A 23,679-nucleotide genomic window follows, 5' to 3' on the forward strand; every position below is an offset into this window, starting at 1 on the left:
TGCAGCGCTGCCACATCCAGCCGGCCCTTGAGGCGCAGGGCGCTGGGGATGTGATACGCGGTGCTGTGCGGGTCCATTTGCCAGAGGAACAGTTGACGTTCCTGAGCGTACGACAGAAGAATCGCCGCAAACCCGGAACGTGTTTCCGGGATCGGCAGGTTGGCCGGAGAGACGCCCTCTTCGAGCATCTTTTCCAGGTACAGCTTACGTTTGTCCAGCGGCAGAGTGATAAAGCGCTTGGCTACCCTCAAAGCAACACTCTTGTCCATCAGACTTCCTCCATATCGTCAAGCAGGGCTTCCAGCTTGCTCAGTTTCTGTTCGTTGATTGCCCCGCCTCCTGTATCGAGTCGAGCGACAAAATCGCTCAGGACGGGGTGCTGAAATAACAGTTGCGGGGTCAGCGTCAGGCCCAGTTCAAGGGCCATGCGCGACACCACGTTGACCGCCAGCAGCGAGTGCCCACCGAGTTCGAAGAAGTGATCGTTCAGACCGATGCGCTGCACTTCGAGCACTTGCTGCCAGATCGCCGCGACCTGTTGCTCAAGCTCACTGTGCGGCGCGACATACGCGGCCTGCATCTGGCTGGCATCGACCGCCGGCAGGGCCTTGCGGTCGAGTTTGCCGTTGGGGGTCAGTGGCAACTGCTCAAGGAACAGCAGGTGCGCGGGAATCATGTAGTCAGGTAACGAAGATTTGAGGCCAGTCTTTAGTCCCTCGCGCAGTTGCCGCTGCGCGTCCCCGTCGTGCATCTCCAGTTGTGGGGCGACCACATACGCCACCAGTTGCGCCCCACTGTCGCTGTCGACGGCCAGCACCGCCGCTTCGCTGACCGTCGGCTGGGCGAGCAATCGCGCCTCGATCTCCCCCAGTTCGATGCGGAATCCACGAATTTTCACCTGATGGTCGATCCGGCCCATGTACTCCAGCTCGCCCTCCTCGCGCTGACGAATCAGGTCGCCGGTGCGGTACAGGCGCTCGCCGTTGCCGCCGAAAGGATTCGGCACGAAACGCTCGGCGGTCATTGCCGCACGTCCCAGATAACCGCGCGTGATGCCGGCGCCGGACAGGTACAGCTCCGCCGAAACGCCCTGCGGCACCGCGTGCAGATCGGCATCCAGCAGATGGCTGGCGCTGTGCTCGAGCGCACGCCCGATCCGCGCCTGACCACCGGCACTGCGGCGGGTCCAGGTCGAGTAGGTGGTGTCTTCCGACGGGCCATACAGGTCGTAAACATGCTCGACCGTCGGCTGCTGATACAGCGCCTCCACCAGCGCTTGCTTCAGCGGTTCACCCGCCAGATTGATGATGCGCACGCTCGACGGAATCTGCCCGGAACGCTGCAGCGCGGCAATCGCCGACGGCACGGTGTTGATCAGGCGCACCTGATCACGGGCCGGCAGTTGCGGGAGCTCCAAGGCATTACGCGCGATGATCAGCGAGCCGCCGTTGGCCAACGTGACGAACAGCTCCCACACCGACAGGTCGAAGCACACCGAAGTCGAGGCCAGCACGCCTTGAATGTCGTTACGGCTGTAGACCTTGGCCGACCAGTCGATCAGCGCCATGACGTTGCGATGGGCAATCGCTACGCCTTTGGGTTTGCCGGTGGAGCCGGAGGTGTAGATCACGTAGGCGAGGTTGTCCGGTTGCACCGCAGTCTGTGGCGCAACCGTCGAATAACCGCTCAACGAAACCTGATCCATCAGCAGCACTTGCGTATCGCCCGGCACGCTCAGGGTCGAGGCAACCGCCTGTTCGGTGAGCAACACCCGCGCCCGGCTGTCCTCCAGCATGTAGGCAACGCGATCCGCCGGGTAATCCGGGTCCAGCGGCACATAGGCGCCACCGGCCTTGAGCACCGCGAGCAAGGCAATCAGCAACTGCTCGGAACGCGGCATCGCCACGCCCACGCGCACTTCCGGGCCGACACCCAGCTCAAGCAGCTTGTGCGCCAGACGATTGGCCTGCGCGTCCAATTCACCGTAGCTCAACTTCGTATTGGCGAAGGTCACCGCCAAGGCATCCGGGGTCGCCGCCACTTGATGGGCAATGGCTTGATGGATGCACTGCTCGGTGGCGAAATCGCTATTCACTTGAGGGCTGTGTTCGATCAGGTTCAGCTCGCTGAGCGTGCGTTCGCCGCCATCCGCCATCTGGCTCAGCAGACGCTGCAGATGCGCGCCCAACTGCGCCACGCTGGTTGCCGCGAAGCTGTCGCGCTGGTAACTGAAATGCACCGACAGTTGCGCACCCATGTTCACCAGCAGGGTCAGCGGATAGTTGGTCTGCTCCTGATTGGCCACCGTGCCGAAGCGCAGACCTTGCGGCGCACCGCGTTCCAGCGCCTCGCCGATCGGGTAGTTCTCGAACACCATCAGGCTGTCGAACAGCGCGTCGCCGCCCTGCCCGGCCCAGCGCTGAATGTCCGCCAGCGGCGTGTGTTCGAACTCGCGCGAGGCGAGGTTCTGCGCCTGCACCGCTTGCAGCCAGGCGATCACGCTCTGCTGCGCGGACGGCGCAGCGATCACCGGCAGCGTGTTGATGAACAGGCCGATCTGCGCTTCGGCCCCCGGCAGCTCCGCCGGACGCCCGGCGACGGTGGCGCCGAACGCCACGCAATCCTTGCCGGTGTAGCGCTGCAACAGCAGCAGCCACGCCGCTTGCACCACGGTGTTGACGGTGACTTTCGCGGCCCGGGCAAACTCGCCCAGGCGCTGGCTCAGCTCAGCGTCGAGCACCTGGTAATGATCGCCGTAACCCACGCTCGGCAAACCGGCCTGCGGCCGTGCGATGGCATTGGCCAGGCGCGTCGGTTCCTGCAGATTGCCCAGCGTCGCCCGCCAGTAGGCTTGCGCCGCCGCGCCATCCTGACGTTGCAGCCAGGCGATGTAATCACGGTAGCGACCCGCGCCACGGGCGACCGCTTCGCCGCTGTAGTGCTGCAACACTTCGCCGAGCAACTGCGCGCTGCTCCAGCCGTCCATCAGGATGTGATGGTTGGTGTAGATCAAGTGATAACGCTCGGCTGCAGTGCGCACCAGCACCAGACGCATCAGCGGTGCGCAACTCAGGTCCAGACCCAGTGCGCGCTCCTCATCGGCGAGGGTTTGCAGCGCTGCCTCCAGATCAGTTCTGTCGTGCCAGTCGAGTACGCTGAACGGCACCTCGACCTGACGCTGCACCACTTGCACCGGTTGCGGCAGATCGCCTTGCCAGAAGAAACCGCTGCGCAAGATGTCATGCGCATCCACCGCCGACTGCCACGCTGCGCGGAAGCGTTGCGGATCGACGCCGTCGACGTCCAGGCGCATCTGGTTGATGTAGTCGCCATTGCCGTGTTCGAGCAAGGTGTGGAACAGCATGCCCTGCTGCATCGGCGACAGCGGATAAATGTCGTCGATGCCTTGCGGCTCCAGTACCAGCGCGTCGAGTTGCGCTTGCGACAGTTGCGCCAACGGGAAGTCCGACGGCGTCACACCACGGTTGGCAGTGTCGCAGCAGTGGCCGATCAGCGCGGTCAGTTCCTGCACATAATCGTCGGCCAGACGCTGGATGGTGGCGGTGTCGAACATCGCGCCGCTGTAAGTCCAGCTCAGGTCCAGCTCACCGCCGAACACCTTGCTATTGAGCGCCAGCGGATTGCCCAGCGGCCCTTGCAAATTGACCTCTGCGCCGCCGGACTCGCTGGTCGGCACGAACAGAGCATCGCTGGCAGCATCGAAGCTGCCGTCGAACTGGCCAAGATAGTTGAAGGTCAGGCGCGGCGCCGGCAAGGCTTGCAGGGTGGCACGCGCCGGCTCATCACCGAGGTGCGCGAGTGCGCCGAAGCCGATGCCTTTGTGGGGGATCGCCCGCAGCTGTTCCTTGATCTGCTTGAGCGACGCGCCGAGTTCGGCGGCCGGAGCCAGGCGTGCCGGGAATACGCTGGTGAACCAGCCCACGGTGCGGGTCAGATCGATGTGTTCGAACAGGTCTTCGCGACCATGGCCCTCAAGCAATACCAAGGCATTGTCGTCCCCGGTCCAGCGTACCAGCACCCGCGCCAGTGCGGTCAGCAACAGGTCGTTGACCTGGGTGCGATAGGCCGCCGGGGCTTCCTGCAACAACTGACGGGTCAGGGTCTGATCGAGTTTGCGGCGCAGGGTCAGCGCCTGATCGTGTTGCTGCCCACCGTTCGGATGGTCGTAAGGCAAAGCCGCCGAAGCGCCGTGCAACTGCTGCTGCCAGAAGCCCAGTTCGGCCTGTAACGCAGGGGTTTTGGCGTAGTCCTGCAACGCCGCCGCCCAGGCTTTGAGCGCACTGGTCTTGGCCGGCAACTGCACGGCGTGACCGGCGAGAATCTGCCGGTAAGCACGTTGCAGGTCTTCAAACAGAATCCGCCACGACACGCCATCGACCACCAGGTGATGGACGATCAGCAGCAGGCGCTGACTGCCATCAGCCAGGTTCGCCAGCACCGCGCGGATCAGCGAACCGCCGCTCAGTTGCAGGCTGCGCTGGGCCTTGTTGCCCAGTGCCTCAAGGGCGGCGAGATCAGCGACCTCGACTTGCCAGAGAATGGTTTCCCCCGCTTGCGTGGCGACGTCGCGGTAGTGCGCCGACCAGCCCGTGGCCTGCTCGACAAACTCCAGACGCAAACTGTCGTGCTGAACGACTAACGCATCCAGCGCCTGCTCCAGAACCTGAGCATCCAACGCCTGCGTCGGCTTGAGCATCACCGACTGGTTCCAGTGGTGACGGTCGGGAATCGCTTCGGCGAAGAATGCCTGATGAATCGGCAGCAGCGCGGTTTCGCCGGTTTGCGCGCGCTGATCGATTGGCTGCACGACTTCGCCGGTCTGCGCGACGGCGGCCAGGGCCTGAATGGTCTGGTGCTGGAACAGGTCTTTGGGGCTGAAGCGAATCCCGGCCTGCCGCGCCCGGCTGACCACCTGAATCGAGATGATCGAATCGCCGCCCAGTTCGAAGAAGTTGTCGCTGACACCGACTTGCTCAAGCTTGAGCACGTCTTGCCAGATCGCCGCCAGTTGCTGCTCCAGCGCCGTCTGTGGCGCGACATAGGTTTGTTGCAGTTGGCTGACGTCCGGTTTCGGCAGGTTCTTGCGATCGAGCTTGCCGTTCGGCGTCAGCGGCATGCGCTCAAGACGCAGGACATACGCCGGCACCATGTGCGCCGGCAGGCTGGCCTTGAGCTGCGCGCGCAGGTCTTCGGTGAAACCGTCACGGGCCGAATCGCCAACCACGTAGGCCACCAGACGCTTGCCACTGCCGGCGCTGCCTTCCTGCGCCACGACCACCGCTTCACGCACACCGTCGTGAGCTTGCAGCGCCGCTTCGACTTCGCCCAGTTCGATACGGAAACCGCGAATCTTCACCTGATTGTCGATGCGATCCAGATAGTCGAACGTGCCGTCGACACGTTGGCGCACCAGGTCGCCGGTGCGATAGAGCAAGCCGCCATGGGCGCTGAACGGGTCAGCGACAAAACGCTCGGCGGTCAGCCCCGGACGATTCAGATACCCCCGCGCCAACCCCGTACCACCGAGGTACAACTCACCGGCCATGCCTTGCGGCAACAGGTTCAGATCGGCATCGAGCACATAGGCGCTGCGGTCGCCGATCCGGCTGCCGATCGGTGCGTAAGCAGCGCCGCACGGCTCTTCACGGCCAGCCTTCCAGATCAGCGGAGTGACCACGGTTTCGGTCGGGCCGTAGCCGTTGATGATGTAGTCCGGATCGAGCGCGCGTTTGACCCGTTCGAAACTGGCGTTCGGCACCGCATCGCCACCGAAGCAATAGATCCGCACCTTCGGCGGGTTGCCGACACGCTCGGCGTGTTCGGCCAGTTGTTGCAGGTACACCGGCGGGAACGCGACCACGCTCACGCCGTGTTCGATCATCGCGTTGTAAGTCTGCTCCGGTGTCCACAGCGTGTCGTCGCGAATCAGCAGCGAAGCACCGTGGGTCAGGCTGGTCAGCCAGCGTTCGTGGGCGCCGTCGAAGGCGAACGACATGAAGTGGAATTCGCAGTCGCTGTCGCGCATTTCGTAGCGCTGACCGATGGCCTGGCAATGCATCGCCAAGGGGCCGTGGGCAACGCTGACGCCTTTCGGATTGCCGGTGGAACCGGAGGTGTAGATCACGTACGCGAGGTTATGCGGATCGACTGGCACCTGTGGCGCCGTGATCGGCAACTCGCGCAGGTCGAGACGATCCAGCTCCAGCAATGGCACCGATTCGGCCACCGGCAATTGCGCCGACACCGACGAATCGCTGATCAGCAGCGCCAGCCCTGAATCCTCGATCAGATAGGCCAGGCGTTCAAGTGGGTAACTGGTGTCCAGCGGCACATAGGCACCGCCGGCCTTGAGCACCGCCAACAGCGCGACGATCACCGCCTCGCTGCGTGGCAGGGCCACACCGACCCGAGTCTCGGCGCCGACGCCACGGGCGATCAGCGCGTGGGCCAATTGATTGGCACGCTGCTCGATCTCGCCATAACTGAAGTGCTGACCGTTGAAGATCACTGCGGTGCGCTGCGGGCGCTCGACCGCCAGCGCGGCAATGCGCTGATGCACAGCGATGTCCAGCGGGTACGGCTGCGGCTGGTTTTCGGATTGCTGGCGGGCCTGCTCGTCAGCGCTGGCCAGAGCGATTTCGCCGAGGTTGCGTTCGGCCGACAGCGCAAATTGCTCAAGCAACTGCAGCAGGTGGGCACTGATGCCTTCGATCACCTCACCGGCAAACTGGCTGCGGTCGAAGCTGTAGTGCAGCGCCAGTTGCTGACCGAGGGTGACCGCCACGCTCAGGGCGTAGTGGGTCTGCTCCAGGTTACCGACCTCACCAAATGTCAGGCCTTGCCCGGCCTGGCTCAGCGCCTGGGCGACCGGGTAGTTTTCGAACACCAGAATGTTGTCGAACAGCGCTTCCCCGCCCTGCCCGGCCCAGCGCTGGATGTCCGCCAGCGGCGTGTGTTCGAAGTCGCGCAGGCTGAGGTTTTGCGCCTGCACCGCTTGCAGCCATTGGCCAACGCTTTGGTCCGGGCGCGGCGCGCCGATCACCGGCAGGGTGTTGATGAACAGGCCGACCTGCTGCTCGATGCCCGGCATATCCGCCGGACGCCCGGCCACGGTCGCACCGAACGCCACCGCCTCATGACCGGTGTAGCGCTGCAGCAACAGCAGCCACGCAGCTTGCACGAGGGTGTTGACGGTGACTTTCTGCTGCCGGGCAAACGCTTCCAGCGCCTGGGTGCGCGTCACGTCCAGCGTCAGATAATGGTCGCCGTGGCCGCTGGCGCGCTCGCCGCCGGTAGCGGCGCGGGCCAGTCGGGTCGGCTCTTGCAGCGCGGCCAACTGAGCGCTCCAGAAGTCCTGACTGAGCTTGCCGTCCTGACGTTGCAGCCAGGCGATGTAATCGCGATAACGTCCGCCGCCATGGGCCGGGGTGCGACCGCTGTAGCGCTGCAACACTTCGCCGAGCAACTGCGAGTTGCTCCAGCCGTCCATGAGGATGTGGTGATGGGTGTAGATCAGGTGCCATTGCTCGGCAGCGGTCTGCACCAGCACCAGACGCAGCAACGGTGCATGGCTCAGATCGAATCCTTGCTGACGCTCGGCATCGGCCAGCGCCGCAAGGGCTGCCGGCTGATCATCACGCTCGCGCCAGTCGAGAATGCTGAACGGCAACTGCACCTGCTTATGGACGATCTGCAGCGGTTGCGCCAGTTCGCCCTGCCAGACGAAACCGCTGCGCAGAATGTCCTGCGCATCGACGGTGGCCTGCCACGCGGCGCGGAACCGCTCAGGGTCAAGGCCTTGCACATCCACGCGCAACTGGTTGATGTATTCCCCCGCCGCTTGCTCGTAGAGAGTGTGGAACAGCAAACCCTGCTGCATCGGCGACAGCGGATAGACATCATCAAGCTGACCGACCGGCACCGGCAGCGCATCCAGTTGCGCCTGGGTCACCCGAGCCAGCGGGAAGTCCGAAGGCGTCGCTTGCGCAATGGGCAGCGTGCAGCAGTGTTCGATCAGCGCCTGCAACTCGATGGCGTATTGATCGACCAGGTGCTGCACCGTGGCGCTGTCGAACATCTCGCGGCTGAAGCCCCAGCTCATCGACAGTTCGCCGCCATACACCTGACCTTCGACGGTCAGCCAGTTGCCCAAAGGCGCCGACGAGTCCTGCGCCACGCCGCTGGTTTCAACAGCCGGCACGAACAACGCCGCCTCGTCGAACTGGCGGTCGAACTGGCCGAGGTAGTTGAAGGTGATGCGCGGTTGCGGCAGAGCGGCCAGTTCGGCGCGCACCGACGGCGCGGCCAGATGCCGTAGCACGCCGTAACCCAGACCTTTGTCCGGCACCGCGCGCAGTTGCTCCTTGATCGCCTTGATCGAGCCGTCGAGATCAGCGCTGGCGGTCAGGTTGACCGCGAACAGACTGGTGAACCAGCCCGCGGTGCGGGTCAGGTCAATGTCATCGAACAGATCTTCGCGGCCATGGCCTTCCAGTTCGATCAGCGTGCCCGGCTGCTGGCTCCAGCGACTGATGGTGCGCGCCAGTGCGGTGAGCAACAGATCGTTGACTTGGGTGCGATAGGCGGCCGGCGCCTGTTGCAGCAACTGGCGGGTGCGCTCGGCGTCGAGGCGCCATTCGATTTTCTCGCCATGCAAATTTTGCAGGCTGCCATCCGGGCGGTCGCACGGCAGATCCTTGGCACCCTGATGCTGGGCTTTCCAATAGCTCAATTGCTCATCGAAGCGCGACGCTTCCTGCGCCAGACGCGCCGTCCAGCTCTGGAACGCGCTGGTCTTGGCCGGCAACTGAATGCCGCCGCCCGCCGCCAGTTGCTCGTAAGCCTGCTGCAGATCTTCCAGCAGCACCCGCCAGGAAACGCCATCGACCGCTAGGTGATGAATGATCAGCGCCAGTCGTTGCGAGCCGTCGGCCATGGTCACCAGCAACGCCCGCAGCAACGGGCCGTTTTGCAGGTCGAGGCTGCGCTGAGCTTGGTTGCACAGCGCCTGCAACTGTTCGGCAGATTCGGCATCGCGTTGCCACATCTCAGCGCTGTTCACTAGCGGGCCGTGGCTTTGTTGCCAGCCTTCAGTGCCTTCGACAAAACGCAGGCGCAAGGCGTCGTGGTGATTGATCAGGTGGGTCAGCGCCGCATCGAGCCATTGTGCGTTCAACGCCTCACGCGGGGTCAGCAGCAACGACTGGTTCCAGTGCTCGCGCACCGGCATCGCCCGACTGAAGAAATCTTGCTGGATCGGCCCGAGCACGGCGTCGCCGGTCACCGGCCCCTGATCGACCGAAGACAGATGATCGTGGCTCGCGACCAGCGCCAGACTGCGCACGGTCTGGTACTGGAACAGGTCACGCGGGCTGATACGGATCCCGGCCTGCCGCGCACGGCTGACCACTTGAATCGAGATGATCGAATCGCCGCCCAGCTCGAAGAAGTTATCGTCGAGGCCAACGCGGTCGAGGCCGAGCACAGCTTCCCAGATCGCCGCGAGGGCTTTCTGCATGGCGTCCTGTGGCGCCACGAACGCCTGTTGCGGCGCGGCATCCGGTTGCGGCAAGGCCTTGCGGTCGAGTTTGCCGTTGGCGGTGACCGGCAATTTGTCGAGGGTGATCAGGTAGGTCGGCACCATGAACTCCGGCAGGCTGCCGAGCAGCCACGCCTTGAGTTCCTGTTGCCACTGCTCGTCTGCCTGCGGGTTTTCCAGCACCAGATAAGCCACCAGATGCTTGCCGCCCTGCACCAGCACCACCGCCTCACGCACCAGCGAGTGCTGCATCAGGCGGGTCTCGATTTCACCCAGCTCGATGCGCAGGCCGCGCAATTTTACCTGGTGGTCGAGACGCCCGAGGTATTCGATCACGCCGTCGGCACGCTGCCGCACACGGTCGCCGGTGCGGTACAGGCGCGCGCCGTCATGGAACGGGCACGGCACAAAACGTTCGGCCGTCAGCGCCGGACGCTGGTGATAACTGCGCGCCAGCCCGGCGCCGCCCAGATACAGTTCACCGGCGACACCGCTCGGCACCGGCAGCAATTCGGCATCGAGCAGATGGGTGCGCAGGTTGGCGATCGGCCGACCGATCGGCACGCTGTCCGCGCCTTCATCGACACAGGTCCAGTGAGTGACGTCGATGGCCGCTTCGGTCGGGCCGTACAAGTTGTAGAGGCTCGCGTTCGGCAGTTTGGCGAAGACTTGCAGTTGCGCATCCAGCGGCAACGCTTCACCGCTGCAGACAATCCGCTTGAGACCGCTGCAGCTCTCCACGCCGGCCTCGTGAATGAACGCCTGCAACATCGACGGCACAAAGTGCAGCGTGCTGATGCCGTGACGGTTGATGCTATCGATCAATTGCAGCGGATCACGGTGCGCACCCGGCGCGGCCACCACCAGCCGCGCGCCGGTCAGCAGCGGCCAGAAGAACTCCCACACCGATACGTCGAAACTGAACGGGGTTTTCTGCAGCACCGAATCACTGGCATCCAGCGCATAGGCTTCCTGCATCCAGCACAAACGGTTGACCAGCGCCGCGTGGCTGTTGCCAGCGCCCTTCGGTTTACCGGTGGAACCCGAGGTGTAAATCACGTACGCCAGGTTCAGCGGATCGACGCTGACGTCGGGACGGCTATCGCTGTAACGGTCGAGCAGCTCCGGCTGATCCAGGATGACGACATTTACGCCGTCAGTCGGCAGCGTTGCCAGCAGCGCCTGTTGCGTCAGCAGCAAAGTAATGCCGCTGTCCTCGATCATGTAGGCCAGACGCTCCTGCGGGTATTCCGGATCCAGCGGCACGTAAGCGCCGCCGGCCTTGAGAATCGCCAGCAGCGCGACGACCATTTCCACCGAACGCAGGGCGCACACGCCAACCAGACCGTCCGCCTGCACGCCCTGTTCGCGCAGCAGATGCGCCAGACGATTGGCCCGCGCATCCAGCTCGGCGTAGCTCAGGGTCTGTTCGCCGAACAGCAGTGCCGGGGCCTGCGGCGTACGCGCGACCTGTGCTTCGATCAACTGATGAATCGGCGTGTCGCTCGGGTACTGCGCGTGGACGTTGTTCCAGTCGTGCACCAGCGTGCGCTGCTCGTCTGCCTCCAGCAGCGGCAACTCACCGATACGCTGCGACGGATCGGCGACCATCGCCGTCAGCAAGTGCAGCCAGTGCCGCGCCATGCGTTCGATGGTCGGTGCATCGAACAGGTCGCTGGCGTAGGTCAGCGCGGCGTGCAGCTTGCCGCCCTGCTCCCAAGTGTCCAGCGTCAGGTCGAACTGGGTGGTGCGGCTCTGCCAGTCGAGGCTGTCGAGTTGCAGACCGGATGCGGTGCGGAGGGTGGCGATATCGGCCACGTGCGGCTGGTGGTTGTACATCACCTGGAACAGCGGCGTGTGGCTGAGGCTGCGTTCCAGCTTCAGCGCTTCGACCAGTTGCTCGAACGGCAGATCCTGATGCGCCTGCGCACCCAGCGCGGTTTCCTTGACCGCCCGCAGCAACTCGTCGACCCGGGTCTGGCCGTCGAGTTGCGTGCGCAGCACCTGGGTGTTGACGAAGAAGCCGATCAGGCCTTCGATCTCGCCGCGATTACGGTTGGCGATCGGCACGCCGACGCGCAGGTCGGTCTGCCCGGTGTAACGGTGCAGCAGCGCATTGAAGGCGCCGAGCAGGAACATGAACACGGTGACCTGATGCTGTTGCGCCGTGCTGCGCAGCTGCTCGGCGAGTTGGCCGTCGACCGCAAACTCGTAACGAGTGCCGCGATAGCTCGGCATCGCCGGGCGCGAATGATCCAATGGCAACTCCAGCACCGGGTGTTCGTCGCCCAGTTGTGCCTGCCAATAGTCGAGTTGGCGCGCCTGCTCACCGGCCTCCAGCCAGCGGCGTTGCCACAGCGCATAGTCGCTGTACTGGATCGGCAATGGCGGCAATTGCGGCGCCTGACCCGCGTCGAACGCGTCGTAGCAACGGATGAACTCGTCGATCAACACGTTCATCGACCAGCCATCGGACACGATGTGGTGCAGGGTCAGCAGCAGCACATGTTCCTGCTCGGCAAGTTTGAGCAAGGTCACCCGCAGCAACGGGCCGACCGCCAGATCGAATGGCAGCAGCGACTGCTGTTCGGCGGCATCGATCACCGCCTGTTCGCGCTCGCTGGCCGACAGAGCGCTGAAGTCTTCCCGGTTAATCAGCAGCGGCGCGGTGGCCGGCACTTGCAGCAGGCTGTCATCGGCCTGGCGCTGGAACACTGTGCGCAGGGTTTCGTGACGCTCCACCAGACTGGCGAAGGCTTGCTCCAGCGCCGACTGGTTCAGTCGACCATTGAGTCGCACTGCACCGGGCAGGTTGTAGGCTCCGCTCTGCGGATCGAGTTGCCACAGGAACCACATGCGTCGCTGCGCGTAAGACAGCGCCTGACGATCCTCGGCTGCGATGCCGGCCGGTATCGGGAACCGCGCGAAATCCACGCCCTCCTTGTGCAGGGCCGCGAGGAACATCTGGCGCTTTTCCAGGGGCAACCCGATAAACCGGCGAGCAAGTTTCAAGGAGTCTTCAGCATTCATTTCTCAGCATCCGGATCAGTAGGCAGGAAGCACAAAGGCACGTCGTCCCTATAAAACGAATGCAGACCGGAAAAATTAGCGAATGAGAACAACTGTCAGGCGGGAGGTAGAGCGGGGAATTTCTGTCGTATCGCACAACCCTGTAGGAGCTGCGGCACGCTGCGATCTTTTGATTTTAAAGATTAGGATCAAAAGATCGCAGCGTGCCGCAGCTCCTACAGGGAGCGGATCAGGCGGTGATGGCCAGGCTGTGCCGGCGATGATGTCCTTCCAGCTGATCCTTGATCACCTTGAGCACTTTGGCCTCATGCTCATGAATGAAAAAGTGCCCGCCGGCGAGCATGTCCACCGAAAAGCTGCCGCGGGTTTCCTTGCTCCAGCCGATCAGTTGTTCGGTGGTCGCGCGATCCGCCTTGCCGCCCAGCACGTGCACCGGGCAGTTGAGCAACGGCCGCGACAACGGCTCGAATTTGCCGCAGAGCAGGAAGTCGGCGCGCAGGATCGGCAGGGTCAGGCTCATCAGTTCGGCATTGGCCAGCACTTCTTCGCTGGTGCCGTTGAGCGTGCGCAATTGATCGATCAGCTCGGCGTCGGTTTTCGGCTCGGCGAAACCGCGATCGTAATCGGCGCGCATCGTCGGCGCCGCCGTGCCCGAGGCAAACAGCGCCACCGGTTCCGGACAGCCCAATGCGCGCAGCGCGTGAGCGATTTCGCAGGCCAGCAGCGCGCCCAGGCTATGGCCGAACACCGCATACGGCGCTTTGAGATTGGGTCGCAATTCCTTGGCCAGTTGCATCGCCAGCGCACGCATATCCGTGTGCAGCGGCTCGTCGAAACGCGCACCGCGCCCCGGCAGTTCCACCGGTTGCAATTGCAACCATTGCGGCAGTTTTGGCCGCCAGCGGCTATAGACCATGGCGCTGGCGCCGGAGTACGGCAGGCACAGCAGGGTCAGCTTGTTCACCCGGCTTTCCTCAAAAAATTTGTCTGTAGAGAGAGACGGATTACGCCCCCGGCAAATTAGTCGCGCGCCGGTAAATTGCACCAACAGGCGCTCGTTAACTGTTCAGGCCAAAACCAATAACGAGGATTCACCGTGGACCTGCAGAGCATCCTGGGCAAGTTGTTCGCCAACGCCGGTGCCGTCGGCATCGAAGGCGTTTTCCAATTCGTGTTTGGCCCGCAGCAGGCCTACTGGTCGGAGGTCAAGGCCAGCAGTCGCACCGCACCCGGACGCCACCCCAGCCCCGACGTGACCATTGAAGTCGCCGAGAGCGATTTTCTCGGGATCATGGGCGGCCGGGTCAATGTCGAAGAACTGTTCGCCAGCGGTCGCCTGAAAATCGGCGGCAACATGGGCCTGGCGACGCTGCTGCCGCAGATCATCGAGCACGCGATGCACGGTGGCGCCGTGGCGCAAAAAGTCGACATGAACAAGCGCTATCCGACCCCGCCGCGCTTCAGTGAACGACTCACCGCCGGACTGCCGGTCCAGACCCGCGTCGAGCGCCATGCGCGCGATGAATTGTCGGTCAGCGAGTTCAAAAGCAAGTATTTGCCCAACGGCATCCCGGTGGTGATCAGCAATGCCCTGCAGGACTGGCCGCTGTTCAAGCTCAGTCGCGAGGAATCACTGGTGCATTTCGCCGAACTGCAGGGCATCACCCGCCACGGAGATTACGTGAAGAAGACCTTTTCCACCGAACGTGATTTCCGCTCGACGTCGATGGCCGAGTTCATTGCCTCGCTGGATCAACCGGCAGTCAAAAGGGCTGACGGCGAACCACCGGCCTACATGGGCAACAACATCCTGCCGGCGCAATTGCTGCAGCAGATCAAGTACCCGCCCTACTTCGATGCCTCGCTGTTCATCCCGCCACGCATCTGGATCGGCCCCAAAGGCACGCTGACGCCGCTGCACCGCGACGACACCGATAATTTGTTCGCGCAGGTCTGGGGCCAGAAGCAGTTCACCCTCGCCGCCCCGCATCACCGCGAAGCACTGGGTACCTGGTCGACCGCGCCTAAGGGTGGCCTGGACGGCTGCGACTTCAACCCCGACGCGCCGGACTACCAGCGCTTTCCTGCAGCACGCGATGTGACGTTCCTGCGCGTGACGCTGGAAGCCGGGGATCTGCTGTTTTTGCCGGAGGGCTGGTTCCATCAGGTGGAGTCGGTGTCGACGTCACTGTCGGTGAATTTCTGGGTGAATTCGGGCCGGGGTTGGTGACCCATTCGCTGTCGGTGTGGATAACTCTGTGGCGAGGGGATTTATCCCCGATCGACTGCGCAGCGGTCGCAAACTCCCGGCAAGGTACTTCTGAAGGAAAGGGCTGGCTGGATTTGGGGCTGCTTCGCGGCCCATCGGGGATAAATCCCCTCACCCCAACAGCTCGTCAATGCCGGGTTATTTCAGGTGCCGATAACTCTGAAATGCCGACGCCAATACCACCGCCCCCGCCGCAATCGCCAGCCAGAATCCGCTGCGTGCGCCAAAGGCATCGACCAGCGCGCCGGAGCCGGCGGCACCAATCGCCACGCCGATGCTCAATCCGGTCACCAGCCAGGTCAGGCCTTCAGTCAGCTTGGCCGGCGGCACGATGCGCTCGATCAACGCCATCGCCACAATCAGCGTCGGCGAGAAGAACAATCCCGCGACAAACACCGCCAGCGACAAGCTGACAATATTGCTCGCCAGCAACAACGGCAGCGTGGTCACCGCCGTCGCCACGCCGCCATACAGGAACAGACGCGGCAACGGCAGTTTCGAACGCATCGCGCCGAAGGCGATACCGGCCAGACACGAACCGATGGCGTACACCGACAACACGATGCTCGCCGCCGCCGGCTGACCCTGCTGCTGGGCGAAGGCGACGCTGACCACATCGACCACACCGACGATGACGCCCATGGCGAGCATCAACGCCAGCAGCCATTGCACGTCGGTCGAGCGAATGATCGAACCCTGATGCTGCGACTCCTGCGGGTGCACCGCCGGTTCGGTGCTGCGCTGGGCGACAAACGCCGTCACCCCGATCGCCAGCGCCAACAGCGCGGCCAACGGCCCGGCCTCGGGAAACGCCACCACGCATAAACCCACCGACAGCGGCGGGCCGACGATGAAACAGACTTCATCGAGCACCGACTCCAGCGCATAGGCGGTCTGCAATTGCGGCTGGCCGCGATAGATCTCGGTCCAGCGCGCGCGCACCATCGCCGACATGCTCGGCATGCAGCCGGCCAGCGCGGCGAAGATGAACAGCGTCCAGGTCGGCGCCTGCAAACGCGTGCACAGCAGCAACATCAGCAGCGCCCCACCACCGATCAACGCCGACAGCGGCAGCACTTTACCCTGGCCGAAACGATCCACCAGCCGCGAGACCTGCGGTGCACAAAACGCCGTGGCCAGGGCAAACGTCGCCGCCACCGCACCGGCCAGCGCGTACCCGCCCTTGAGCTGCGAGAGCATGGTGATCACGCCGATGCCGGTCATGGAAATCGGCATGCGCGCGATCATCCCGGCCAGAACAAAAGCCCGGGCGCCGGGGGCGGTGAATAATTCGCGGTAGGGGTTTGCCATGGGTACAGCCTCATCAGGGGCCGCCAAGTTGCCATAAAGGTTGATGAGCGTGGAAGCGGGGAATTGTTGGTGGAATGTGAAGGCGCGAAACTCAACACCTTGCGATTCCAGGCACTCTCCCAGGATCTCTTCCCAAGACCAATGGCATTGCCGCCGACGTCAGGAATCACATAACCAATAGTCGAAAATCGCGCACACCTGTCAGGTTTTACAGGTGCCTTTTCATGCGATTGCAGTTCTCATGAGGCTTTGACTCAATGGCGTACCGCTCCTGAATGAACGGGCAACTGCTCTTGAGCACTATCCCATAGCGCACGCGCCAAGGAGCCTTGCCATGGAAGAACAGCTTATTCTGGTATCGCCCAAGGATCGCCAGACCGGTGTAGCCTCAAAGATGAAGGTGCATCATCAGGGACTGCGCCATCGCGCATTTTCGATTCTGCTCTTTGACTCACAAGGTCGGATGCTGATGCAGCAACGCGCGTTGGGCAAATATCATTCCGGCGGATTATGGACCAACACGTGCTGCGGGCATCCTCGCCCCGGCGAACGCACGGCCGCCGCTGCCCTGCGTCGACTGCAGGAGGAAATGGGCACGACGTGCAAACTGCAGAAAGTCGCCTCGATGCTCTATTACGAGCAAATGTCCAATCAACTGATCGAGCATGAATTTGACCATGTGTTTGCCGGCCTCAGCCAGCTCGATCCGGTAGCCAATCCCGAGGAAGTCGAAAGTTGGGAGTGGCTGTCGCTGGAGGAGATCACCGAACGGATCGAACAGGCACCCGAGCAGTTCACGATCTGGTTTCGCCGGATGTTCGAGCAGTTCGGGACAGGGGGTGTAAGGCAATGGTTCGAGGCCGCCCGCGATGCGTCAGCGGCACGATCAATGCCTGATGCTTTTGGGAAAAAGGCAAGATCACCCTGGGCCGTCCCGCCGTTGTATTGTCCGGCGCCGTTTCGGGTTGATACGGCGCTGGCCGAGGCTGTCGAGGATCGGCTCATGCCATGGATCAAGGAGGTCGGCATATTTGCCGGACAACTCGAAAAGGTCCGTGCCATGGGGTTCGGTCGCTTCGCCATGCTTTGCCATACCGACACTCACGATCCCGATCGCCTGCTGCTTTCGGCACAGTGCATCGCCGCCCTGTTTGCCGTGGATGATTACTACTGTGATGACGAGCGAACCGGCTCCGAACCGCGCCTGGTAGGGCCCCGACTTTCGCTGGCGCTGGCCGCACTGGAGCCGGCGCACCTGCCCTCTCGCTTTCGTTGCGGTCTTGATCAGGCACTGAACAGTGACCCGGTACTGGTTGCGCTTCGCGCCTATATGGACCGCGTTCAGGCATTCGCATCTTCCGTACAAGTGGCCAGGGTACGCCACGAAATCATCGCCATGTTTGTCACCATGACTGCCGAAGCGGCCTGGCGTCTGGAAGGATTGACCCCACCCATCTGGGAATACCTCGCTCAACGCCAGACCAACAGTTTTTTACCCTGCATGTCATTGATCGACGTGATCGGCGGATACGAACTGCCAGCACACATCTACAGCGCCCCTGCCGTGCGGCGCGTGACCACGCTGGCCGCCAGCGCCACGATCGTCGCCAACGATCTGTATTCCGCACACAAGGAAAATCAGGCCGCAATCGGCGATTTCAATCTGCCGCTGTTACTGGCTCGCGAACACAATTGCACGCCCCGACAAGCGATGATCAAGTGCGCGCACGTTCATGACGAAATCGTGCACCTGTATGAAGCGGCGGAACAAGCCGTGCTGCCGGATGCATCGCCGCTGCTGCAGCGTTTTCTGACCGGCATAAAAAGCTGGGTCTCCGGCAGTCTTGAATGGCACCGGCACAGTGGCCGCTATCACGTCTGAACGTGTCGATCTTTTCATGCATGCGGATGAACTCTCGCAGCTCGCCATGGGTCAGCTGACTGAGCCCTTAACCCAGGCATTTCGAGCATGCAGATTTCCCTCGCCCGCCAAGTAGCACTGGTCACCGGCGCCAGTTCCGGCATCGGCCATGCCGCCGCCAAAGCGCTGGCCGCTGCCGGCGCCGCCGTCGTCATCAATTACCACCGTCAGGCCGAACCTGCTGAAGCGCTGGCGCAGCAAATCATCGCCGACGGCGGTCAGGCACTGGCCATCGGCGCCGATATTTCCAAGGAAGACCAAGTCGAACGGCTGTTCGCCGAGACCCTCGAAGCCTTTGGTGCGCTGGACATTCTGGTGGCCAATTCCGGTCTGCAAAAGGATGCCGCTGCGGTGGACATGACTCTGGAAGACTGGAACACGGTGATCGGCGTCAACCTCACCGGCCAGTTTCTCTGCGCCCGCGCCGCGTTGCGGATTTTCAACCGTCAGGGCGTGCGTGAAGGCGTGTCCCGCGCCGCCGGCAAGATCATTCACATGAGTTCGGTGCATCAGCGCATCCCGTGGGCCGGGCACGTCAACTATGCGGCGTCCAAGGGCGGCGTCGATCAGTTGATGCAGACCCTCGCCCAGGAAGTCAGCCAGCAGCGCATCCGTATCAACGGCATCGCGCCGGGGGCGATTCGCACGGCAATCAACAAAGAAGCCACCGAAGGCGCCGCCGGTGAAAAGCTGCTGGAGCTGATCCCCTACGGTCGCGTTGGCGATGTCGAGGACATCGCCAACGCGGTGGTGTTTCTCGCTTCCGACGCCGCCGACTACATCGTCGGCACCACCCTGTTCATCGACGGCGGCATGAGTCTTTATCCGGAGTTTCGTGGCAATGGCTGAGCATCATCCTGAACGACAAAGCCCGATCGACGCCCACGGCATCATCGGCGACCTGCGCAGTGCCGCACTGGTCAACGACAAGGGCAGCGTGGATTTTTTCTGCTGGCCGGAATTCGACAGCCCGTCGATCTTCTGTTCGCTGCTCGACACGCCCGAGGCGGGGATTTTCCAGCTCGCCCCGGACTTGCCCGATGCCCGGCGCGAGCAGATCTACCTGCCCGACACCAACGTGCTGCAGACGCGCTGGCTCAGCGAACAGGCCGTAGTGGAAATCACCGATCTGCTGCCGATCGGCGACAGTGTCGATGACCTGCCGCTGCTGATGCGCCGGGTGCGGGTGGTCAGCGGTGAAGCGACCTTTCACATGCGCTGCGCGGTGCGCCATGACTACGCGCGTGCCAACACCCGGGCGCAGATGGATCAACAATCGGTGATTTTCAGCGCCGAGGGTCAGCCCTCACTGCGGCTGGTGGCGGATCAGGCGTTGCACATCGATGGCGAGTCGGCCGTTGCCTCCTTCAGTTTGAAACAGGATCAGCACGCCGAATTTGTTCTCGGTGGCGCCGACGATCCGCGTTTCAAGGATGACGGCGCGAAAATGTGCCTGGAGCGCACGTTGAAGTTCTGGCGTGACTGGATCGGCCAGTCCAACTACCGCGGGCGTTGGCGGGAGATGGTCAATCGTTCGGCACTGGCGCTGAAGTTGCTGACCTCGCGCAAGCACGGCGCGATCCTCGCCGCCGCCACCTTTGGCCTGCCGGAAACCCCCGGCGGCGAGCGCAACTGGGATTATCGCTACACCTGGATCCGCGACGCCTCCTTCACCGTCTACGCGTTCATGCGCCTGGGCTTTGTCGACGAGGCCAACGCCTACATGGGCTGGCTGCGTGGGCGGGTCAGCGATTGTCAGGGTCATTCGACCAAACTCAACATCCTCTATGCGATCGACGGTCGCCAGGAGCTGCCGGAAACCGAACTCACGCACCTTTCCGGTCATGGTGGCGCGCAACCGGTGCGCATCGGCAATGGCGCGTACGATCAGATTCAGCTCGATATCTTTGGCGAACTGATGGACGCGGTGTACCTGGTCAACAAGTACGGCGACGCGATTTCCCACCAGGGCTGGAAACACGTGCGCGAAGTAGTCGATCAGGTGTATGAGACCTGGCAGACAACCGATGTAGGTATTTGGGAAATGCGCGGTGAGCAGCATCACTTCCTGCACTCGCGACTGATGTGTTGGGTGGCGCTTGACCGGGCCATCCGCCTGGCCTCGAAACGCTCGCTGCCGGCGCCGTTCGTCCAGTGGGATCAGACCCGGCAGGCGATCTACGCCGACATCTGGGACAACTTCTGGAATGAGGAGCGCGGGCATTTCGTCCAGTACAAGGGCGGCACCGCGCTCGACGGTTCGATGCTGCTGATGCCGCTGGTGCGCTTCGTCAGCGCCAAGGACCCGCGCTGGCTGTCGACCCTTGAAGCGATCGAAAAGACGCTGGTGCGCGACGGCATGGTTTATCGCTATCGCAACGATGACGCCAACATTGACGGTTTGACCGGCACCGAAGGCGCCTTTGCCGCCTGCTCGTTCTGGTACGTCGAATGCCTGGCCCGGGCCGGTCAGGTGGAAAAGGCCCATCTGGAATTCGAGCAATTGCTGCGTTATGCGAACCCGCTAGGGTTATACGCCGAAGAGTTCGACAGCCATGGCCGGCACCTGGGCAACACCCCGCAAGCGCTGACGCATCTGGCATTGATCAGTGCGGCGAGTTTTCTCGATCGGCGTTTGAGTGGGGAGAAGGGTGAGTGGCAGCCGTAATTTCGCCAGTATCTGTAGGAAATATGCCGTATCAGCACGCTTCGCTGGGCTAACCCCTACACAGAAATAAACAGAATCAGATCTCCTGGGGTGAGGGGATTTATCCCCGATGGGCTGCGCAGCAGCCCCGCTCTTTGCCTGCTTATTTGTTCAACAGTGCCGCATTGCATGGCTTTGCGACTGCTGCGCAGTCGATCGGGGATAAATCCCCTCGCCACAGTTTGGGTAGTTTGTTCCTGCTTCTTCTAAACAAAACCCAGGCAAATCCCTCCCCCGCAACCTGCACTTACACCCTGAAATACCCTGTTGCCAGCTGTTACATCCCCCCCTACCATCCACCGCAACGGGCACAGCGGAGCTGTCCAATAAAACCCGAATTCAAGGAACCAGAATGACCCAGCACGTCCACCGCCCCATCACCACGCCCCTGCGCACCGGCCTGACCCGCAGCCAACTGTGGGAAGCCGCCGACAAAGGCCTGATCAAATGCTGGGAAATCGGCCGCCAGCGCGCCAGCCGCTTCCCCGACCTCGCGCAACAATGCCTCGCCGGTGAACTGCCAGTACTCGGCTGGAAAGGTGGCGTCAGCCGCAGCCTGAAGAAAAACGAAAAATACGGCTCGCTGAAATACCTGGCGCAGTGGCAAGGATTGCGTGGCGAAGACCTGGATATTGATCTGAGTGAAGAACGCTCGATGACCTGCTCGCGGACGAAGATGCGGGTGACGTTTACCCCGGATCGGACGAAGTATTTCAATCAGGTGGCGGAAGCTGAAACCTGAAAGAAGTACGGCGGCTCCTTATCTTTTGGTCACTCAAAAAATTGAATTGAAAAGCAAAATAAATCCCAAATAATCCATACAAGGAAGTTAGACCATGAATGCATTGACACCGGATCATAACGATAGACCGGCGGACTCACTCGACGCAGTCAAACAGCACGTGCGCGAATTCATGAAATCGCTATTCTCTGAAGAAAAACGCAAGGCGTATTACGCAATAAGCACCCTTACCGGACTATTGATTTTCTTCATATACTTTTCTCACATAAATTACACACCACGAATATCACTAACTGACTCGATCCTTCTACTGTTTTCCGCACTCATAATCGGCGTTGGATTTTCATTGGTAATTGCCGGGCTTTTTATACTTCCTTCGTTGGCTTGGAAAGATCTGCTGGAGAAGAACCTGCCAGATGAACAACCAAAACGTTTCAAATATATCTTCCTCCGACAGGGAATAGCATTATTTTTGCTCATAAACTTGGCACTTGGTGCAATGCTATACAGCGACTACCGCGAATATTGTTTCATGGGTTTTTTGGCCAGTGGATTACTGTGGTTCGTGATCATGCTCGCGAAAGGGGAAGAACTGCCAAAAAACGCCATTGCACTTGCACTCAACACACTTGTTATGAGTCTCTGTGCATTGATGGTCATTAACATCGCTCTGCACGGAGTTGAAAGCATTGTCGACGCTGAATTGAAAGAAACAACTGCGCGCATGTATGTTTTCTTCAGCTTAATGCTAATCCTCTTTATCAATGTATTCCTTGCATCTTTCAAGAAAACAGGCATTACTGAAACCGTATTGAGCGCCTTAGGGCTATTGTTTTTGATTTTTATTGCTACGCAAAGTCTCGCCACCATCCCCAAAGGAGTGATGCATATACTTGGCCTTGGGAGTTTCCGTGCCGAAGAAATAGTTCTGAAGAACGAGCTATGTGACTATTTCAAAAAAAATGATGAAAAAAACGTCAGACCATTAACTTCAAAAACCTGCTCCCTGACCAAATCGTGGATACTTTGGAAAGGAGAAGATACCGTTCTAATCATGATCAAAAACATTAAGTATCAAATTGACAAAAAAGATATAAAACTGATCTCGTACGAGTCATTTGATGTTGATTCGCCAGCCCGAAACGAGAAAAAGGAAGAGATAAAAAGCAAGGGTGATCCAAAATCAGACTAGTCATAGTCTAGTGTTCCAGAATGCGAACGCATTCTGGAACTGCCATGCTCTGCTATCCAATACAACAAGCAAAAACCGCTACTCTCGAAATTGCCTACGAACACCACGGCCCAGATACAGGAGCCTCAGTCATTCTGCTCCACGGTTTCCCCTACTCACCCCGTGCTTACGACGAAATCGCCCCAGCTCTGGCTGCCGAAGGCTATCGGGTCATTGTTCCGTACCTGCGTGGTTACGGGCCGACTCGGTTCAACAGTGCCGAAACGTTGCGCTCAGGCCAACAAGCTGCCCTCGCCCAGGATCTGCTCGACCTGATGGATGGGCTGGGTATCGGACAAGCCACGCTGTGCGGGTACGACTGGGGTGGGCGCGCGGCGTGCATTATTGCGGCGTTGTACCCCGAGCGAGTGCGTGGGTTGGTCACTGGCGATGGCTATAACTTGCAGGACATTGCCAACTCAGTCACGCCGCTGGATCCCGAGACGGAGCATCGGCTCTGGTATCAGTACTATTTCCACACGCCGCGAGGTGTTGAGGGACTGAGGCAAAACCGGCGAGAGTTCTGTGAGTTGCTGTGGCAATTGTGGTCCCCTACGTGGTCGCGCAACGCCGAGCGATACCCACTGAGCGCGCCGACGTTCGATAACCCGGACTTCGTCGAGGTGGTGATTCATTCCTATCGCCATCGTTTCATGTATGCGCCCGGTGATCCCGCGCTCGAGTGGATGGAAGATGCGCTGACGAAGCAGCCGGCAATCAGCGTGCCGAGCATTTCCCTGTGCGGCGCCGATGACGGGGTTGGCCCCGCACCGGAAGAGGATAAGGACGCCGAACACTTCAGCGGATTCTATGAGCGGCGGTTGCTCGCTGGCGTGGGCCACAACATTCCCGAGGAAGCACCGCAGGAAACGATCAAGGCATTGCTAGATCTGTTGCGAACCGACTGAC

11 protein-coding genes (1 of these 11 running past the window's edge) are annotated in these 23,679 nt (G+C 61.5%); 7 read left to right on the top strand and 4 right to left on the bottom strand.

Features of this window, described 5'->3' with window-relative positions; genetic code table 11:
- The 3 genes from KVQ82_RS19985 to KVQ82_RS19995 all read right to left on the bottom strand — a co-directional run.
- Nucleotides 1-269: the 5' portion of a non-ribosomal peptide synthase/polyketide synthase gene (locus KVQ82_RS19985; protein ID WP_222015382.1), read on the bottom strand. 14,722 nt of this gene lie to the left of the window's left edge; only the first 269 of its 14,991 coding nucleotides appear in the window; the start codon lies at nt 267-269; the stop codon falls past the left edge of the window.
- The gene (locus KVQ82_RS19990; protein WP_222015400.1) at nt 269-12,589 is read right to left on the bottom strand and encodes a non-ribosomal peptide synthetase; all 12,321 of its coding nucleotides are present in this window, start codon (nt 12,587-12,589) and stop codon (nt 269-271) included. Before KVQ82_RS19990 ends, KVQ82_RS19985 begins: the two co-directional genes overlap by 1 nt.
- Before the next feature lie 229 nt (nt 12,590-12,818).
- Nucleotides 12,819-13,505 carry a thioesterase II family protein gene (locus tag KVQ82_RS19995; protein ID WP_217436937.1) on the bottom strand — a complete coding sequence of 229 codons (687 nt, stop codon included), beginning with the start codon at nt 13,503-13,505 and terminating at the stop codon, nt 12,819-12,821.
- A 180-nt stretch (nt 13,506-13,685) separates the two neighbouring features.
- On the opposite strand from KVQ82_RS19995, the gene KVQ82_RS20000 reads away from it, so the two are divergent.
- Nucleotides 13,686-14,819 carry a cupin-like domain-containing protein gene (locus KVQ82_RS20000; RefSeq protein WP_222015401.1) on the top strand — a complete coding sequence of 378 codons (1,134 nt, stop codon included), beginning with the start codon at nt 13,686-13,688 and terminating at the stop codon, nt 14,817-14,819.
- Between the two features lie 177 nt (nt 14,820-14,996).
- Here KVQ82_RS20000 and KVQ82_RS20005 read toward each other — a convergent pair whose 3' ends face one another.
- The gene (locus tag KVQ82_RS20005) at nt 14,997-16,169 is read right to left on the bottom strand and encodes an MFS transporter (RefSeq protein WP_222015402.1); all 1,173 of its coding nucleotides are present in this window, start codon (nt 16,167-16,169) and stop codon (nt 14,997-14,999) included.
- Between the two features lie 334 nt (nt 16,170-16,503).
- On the opposite strand from KVQ82_RS20005, the gene KVQ82_RS20010 reads away from it, so the two are divergent.
- The 6 genes from KVQ82_RS20010 (at nt 16,504) to KVQ82_RS20035 (ending at nt 23,678) form a co-directional block, all read left to right on the top strand.
- Nucleotides 16,504-18,051, top strand: a complete 1,548-nt coding sequence (locus tag KVQ82_RS20010) for a family 2 encapsulin nanocompartment cargo protein terpene cyclase (RefSeq protein ID WP_222015403.1) — start codon at nt 16,504-16,506, stop codon at nt 18,049-18,051.
- Between the two features lie 87 nt (nt 18,052-18,138).
- Entirely contained in the window at nt 18,139-18,939 is an 801-nt protein-coding gene (locus KVQ82_RS20015) for a glucose 1-dehydrogenase (RefSeq protein ID WP_041068237.1), read from the top strand.
- Nucleotides 18,932-20,758 carry a glycoside hydrolase family 15 protein gene (locus KVQ82_RS20020; RefSeq protein WP_222015405.1) on the top strand — a complete coding sequence of 609 codons (1,827 nt, stop codon included), beginning with the start codon at nt 18,932-18,934 and terminating at the stop codon, nt 20,756-20,758. The genes KVQ82_RS20015 and KVQ82_RS20020 overlap by 8 nt, the downstream gene beginning before the upstream one ends.
- 391 nt (nt 20,759-21,149) lie before the next feature.
- On the top strand, nt 21,150-21,539 hold the full coding sequence (locus KVQ82_RS20025; protein ID WP_222015407.1) for a hypothetical protein: 390 nt from the start codon (nt 21,150-21,152) through the stop codon (nt 21,537-21,539).
- 94 nt (nt 21,540-21,633) lie between these two features.
- Nucleotides 21,634-22,731: a hypothetical protein gene (locus KVQ82_RS20030; RefSeq protein WP_222015409.1), complete on the top strand. Its 1,098-nt coding sequence runs from the start codon at nt 21,634-21,636 to the stop codon at nt 22,729-22,731.
- 44 nt (nt 22,732-22,775) lie between these two features.
- On the top strand, nt 22,776-23,678 hold the full coding sequence (locus tag KVQ82_RS20035; protein ID WP_222015412.1) for an alpha/beta fold hydrolase: 903 nt from the start codon (nt 22,776-22,778) through the stop codon (nt 23,676-23,678).
- Nucleotide 23,679 lies beyond the last annotated feature (1 nt).

It is taken from the genome of Pseudomonas sp. AO-1 (assembly GCF_019775695.1).
Lineage (GTDB): Bacteria > Pseudomonadota > Gammaproteobacteria > Pseudomonadales > Pseudomonadaceae > Aquipseudomonas > Aquipseudomonas parakoreensis.

Excerpts from the sequence above, each read along its gene's own strand:
- KVQ82_RS20005 (WP_222015402.1), bottom strand. The coding sequence starts at position 16,169 with ATGGCAAACCCCTACCGCGAATTATTCACCGCCCCCGGCGCCCGGGCT.
- KVQ82_RS20035 (WP_222015412.1), top strand. The coding sequence starts at position 22,776 with ATGCTCTGCTATCCAATACAACAAGCAAAAACCGCTACTCTCGAAATT.
- KVQ82_RS20020 (WP_222015405.1), top strand. The coding sequence starts at position 18,932 with ATGGCTGAGCATCATCCTGAACGACAAAGCCCGATCGACGCCCACGGC.
- KVQ82_RS19990 (WP_222015400.1), bottom strand. The coding sequence starts at position 12,589 with ATGAATGCTGAAGACTCCTTGAAACTTGCTCGCCGGTTTATCGGGTTG.
- KVQ82_RS20030 (WP_222015409.1), top strand. The coding sequence starts at position 21,634 with ATGAATGCATTGACACCGGATCATAACGATAGACCGGCGGACTCACTC.
- KVQ82_RS20025 (WP_222015407.1), top strand. The coding sequence starts at position 21,150 with ATGACCCAGCACGTCCACCGCCCCATCACCACGCCCCTGCGCACCGGC.
- KVQ82_RS19995 (WP_217436937.1), bottom strand. The coding sequence starts at position 13,505 with ATGGTCTATAGCCGCTGGCGGCCAAAACTGCCGCAATGGTTGCAATTG.
- KVQ82_RS20015 (WP_041068237.1), top strand. The coding sequence starts at position 18,139 with ATGCAGATTTCCCTCGCCCGCCAAGTAGCACTGGTCACCGGCGCCAGT.
- KVQ82_RS20010 (WP_222015403.1), top strand. The coding sequence starts at position 16,504 with ATGGAAGAACAGCTTATTCTGGTATCGCCCAAGGATCGCCAGACCGGT.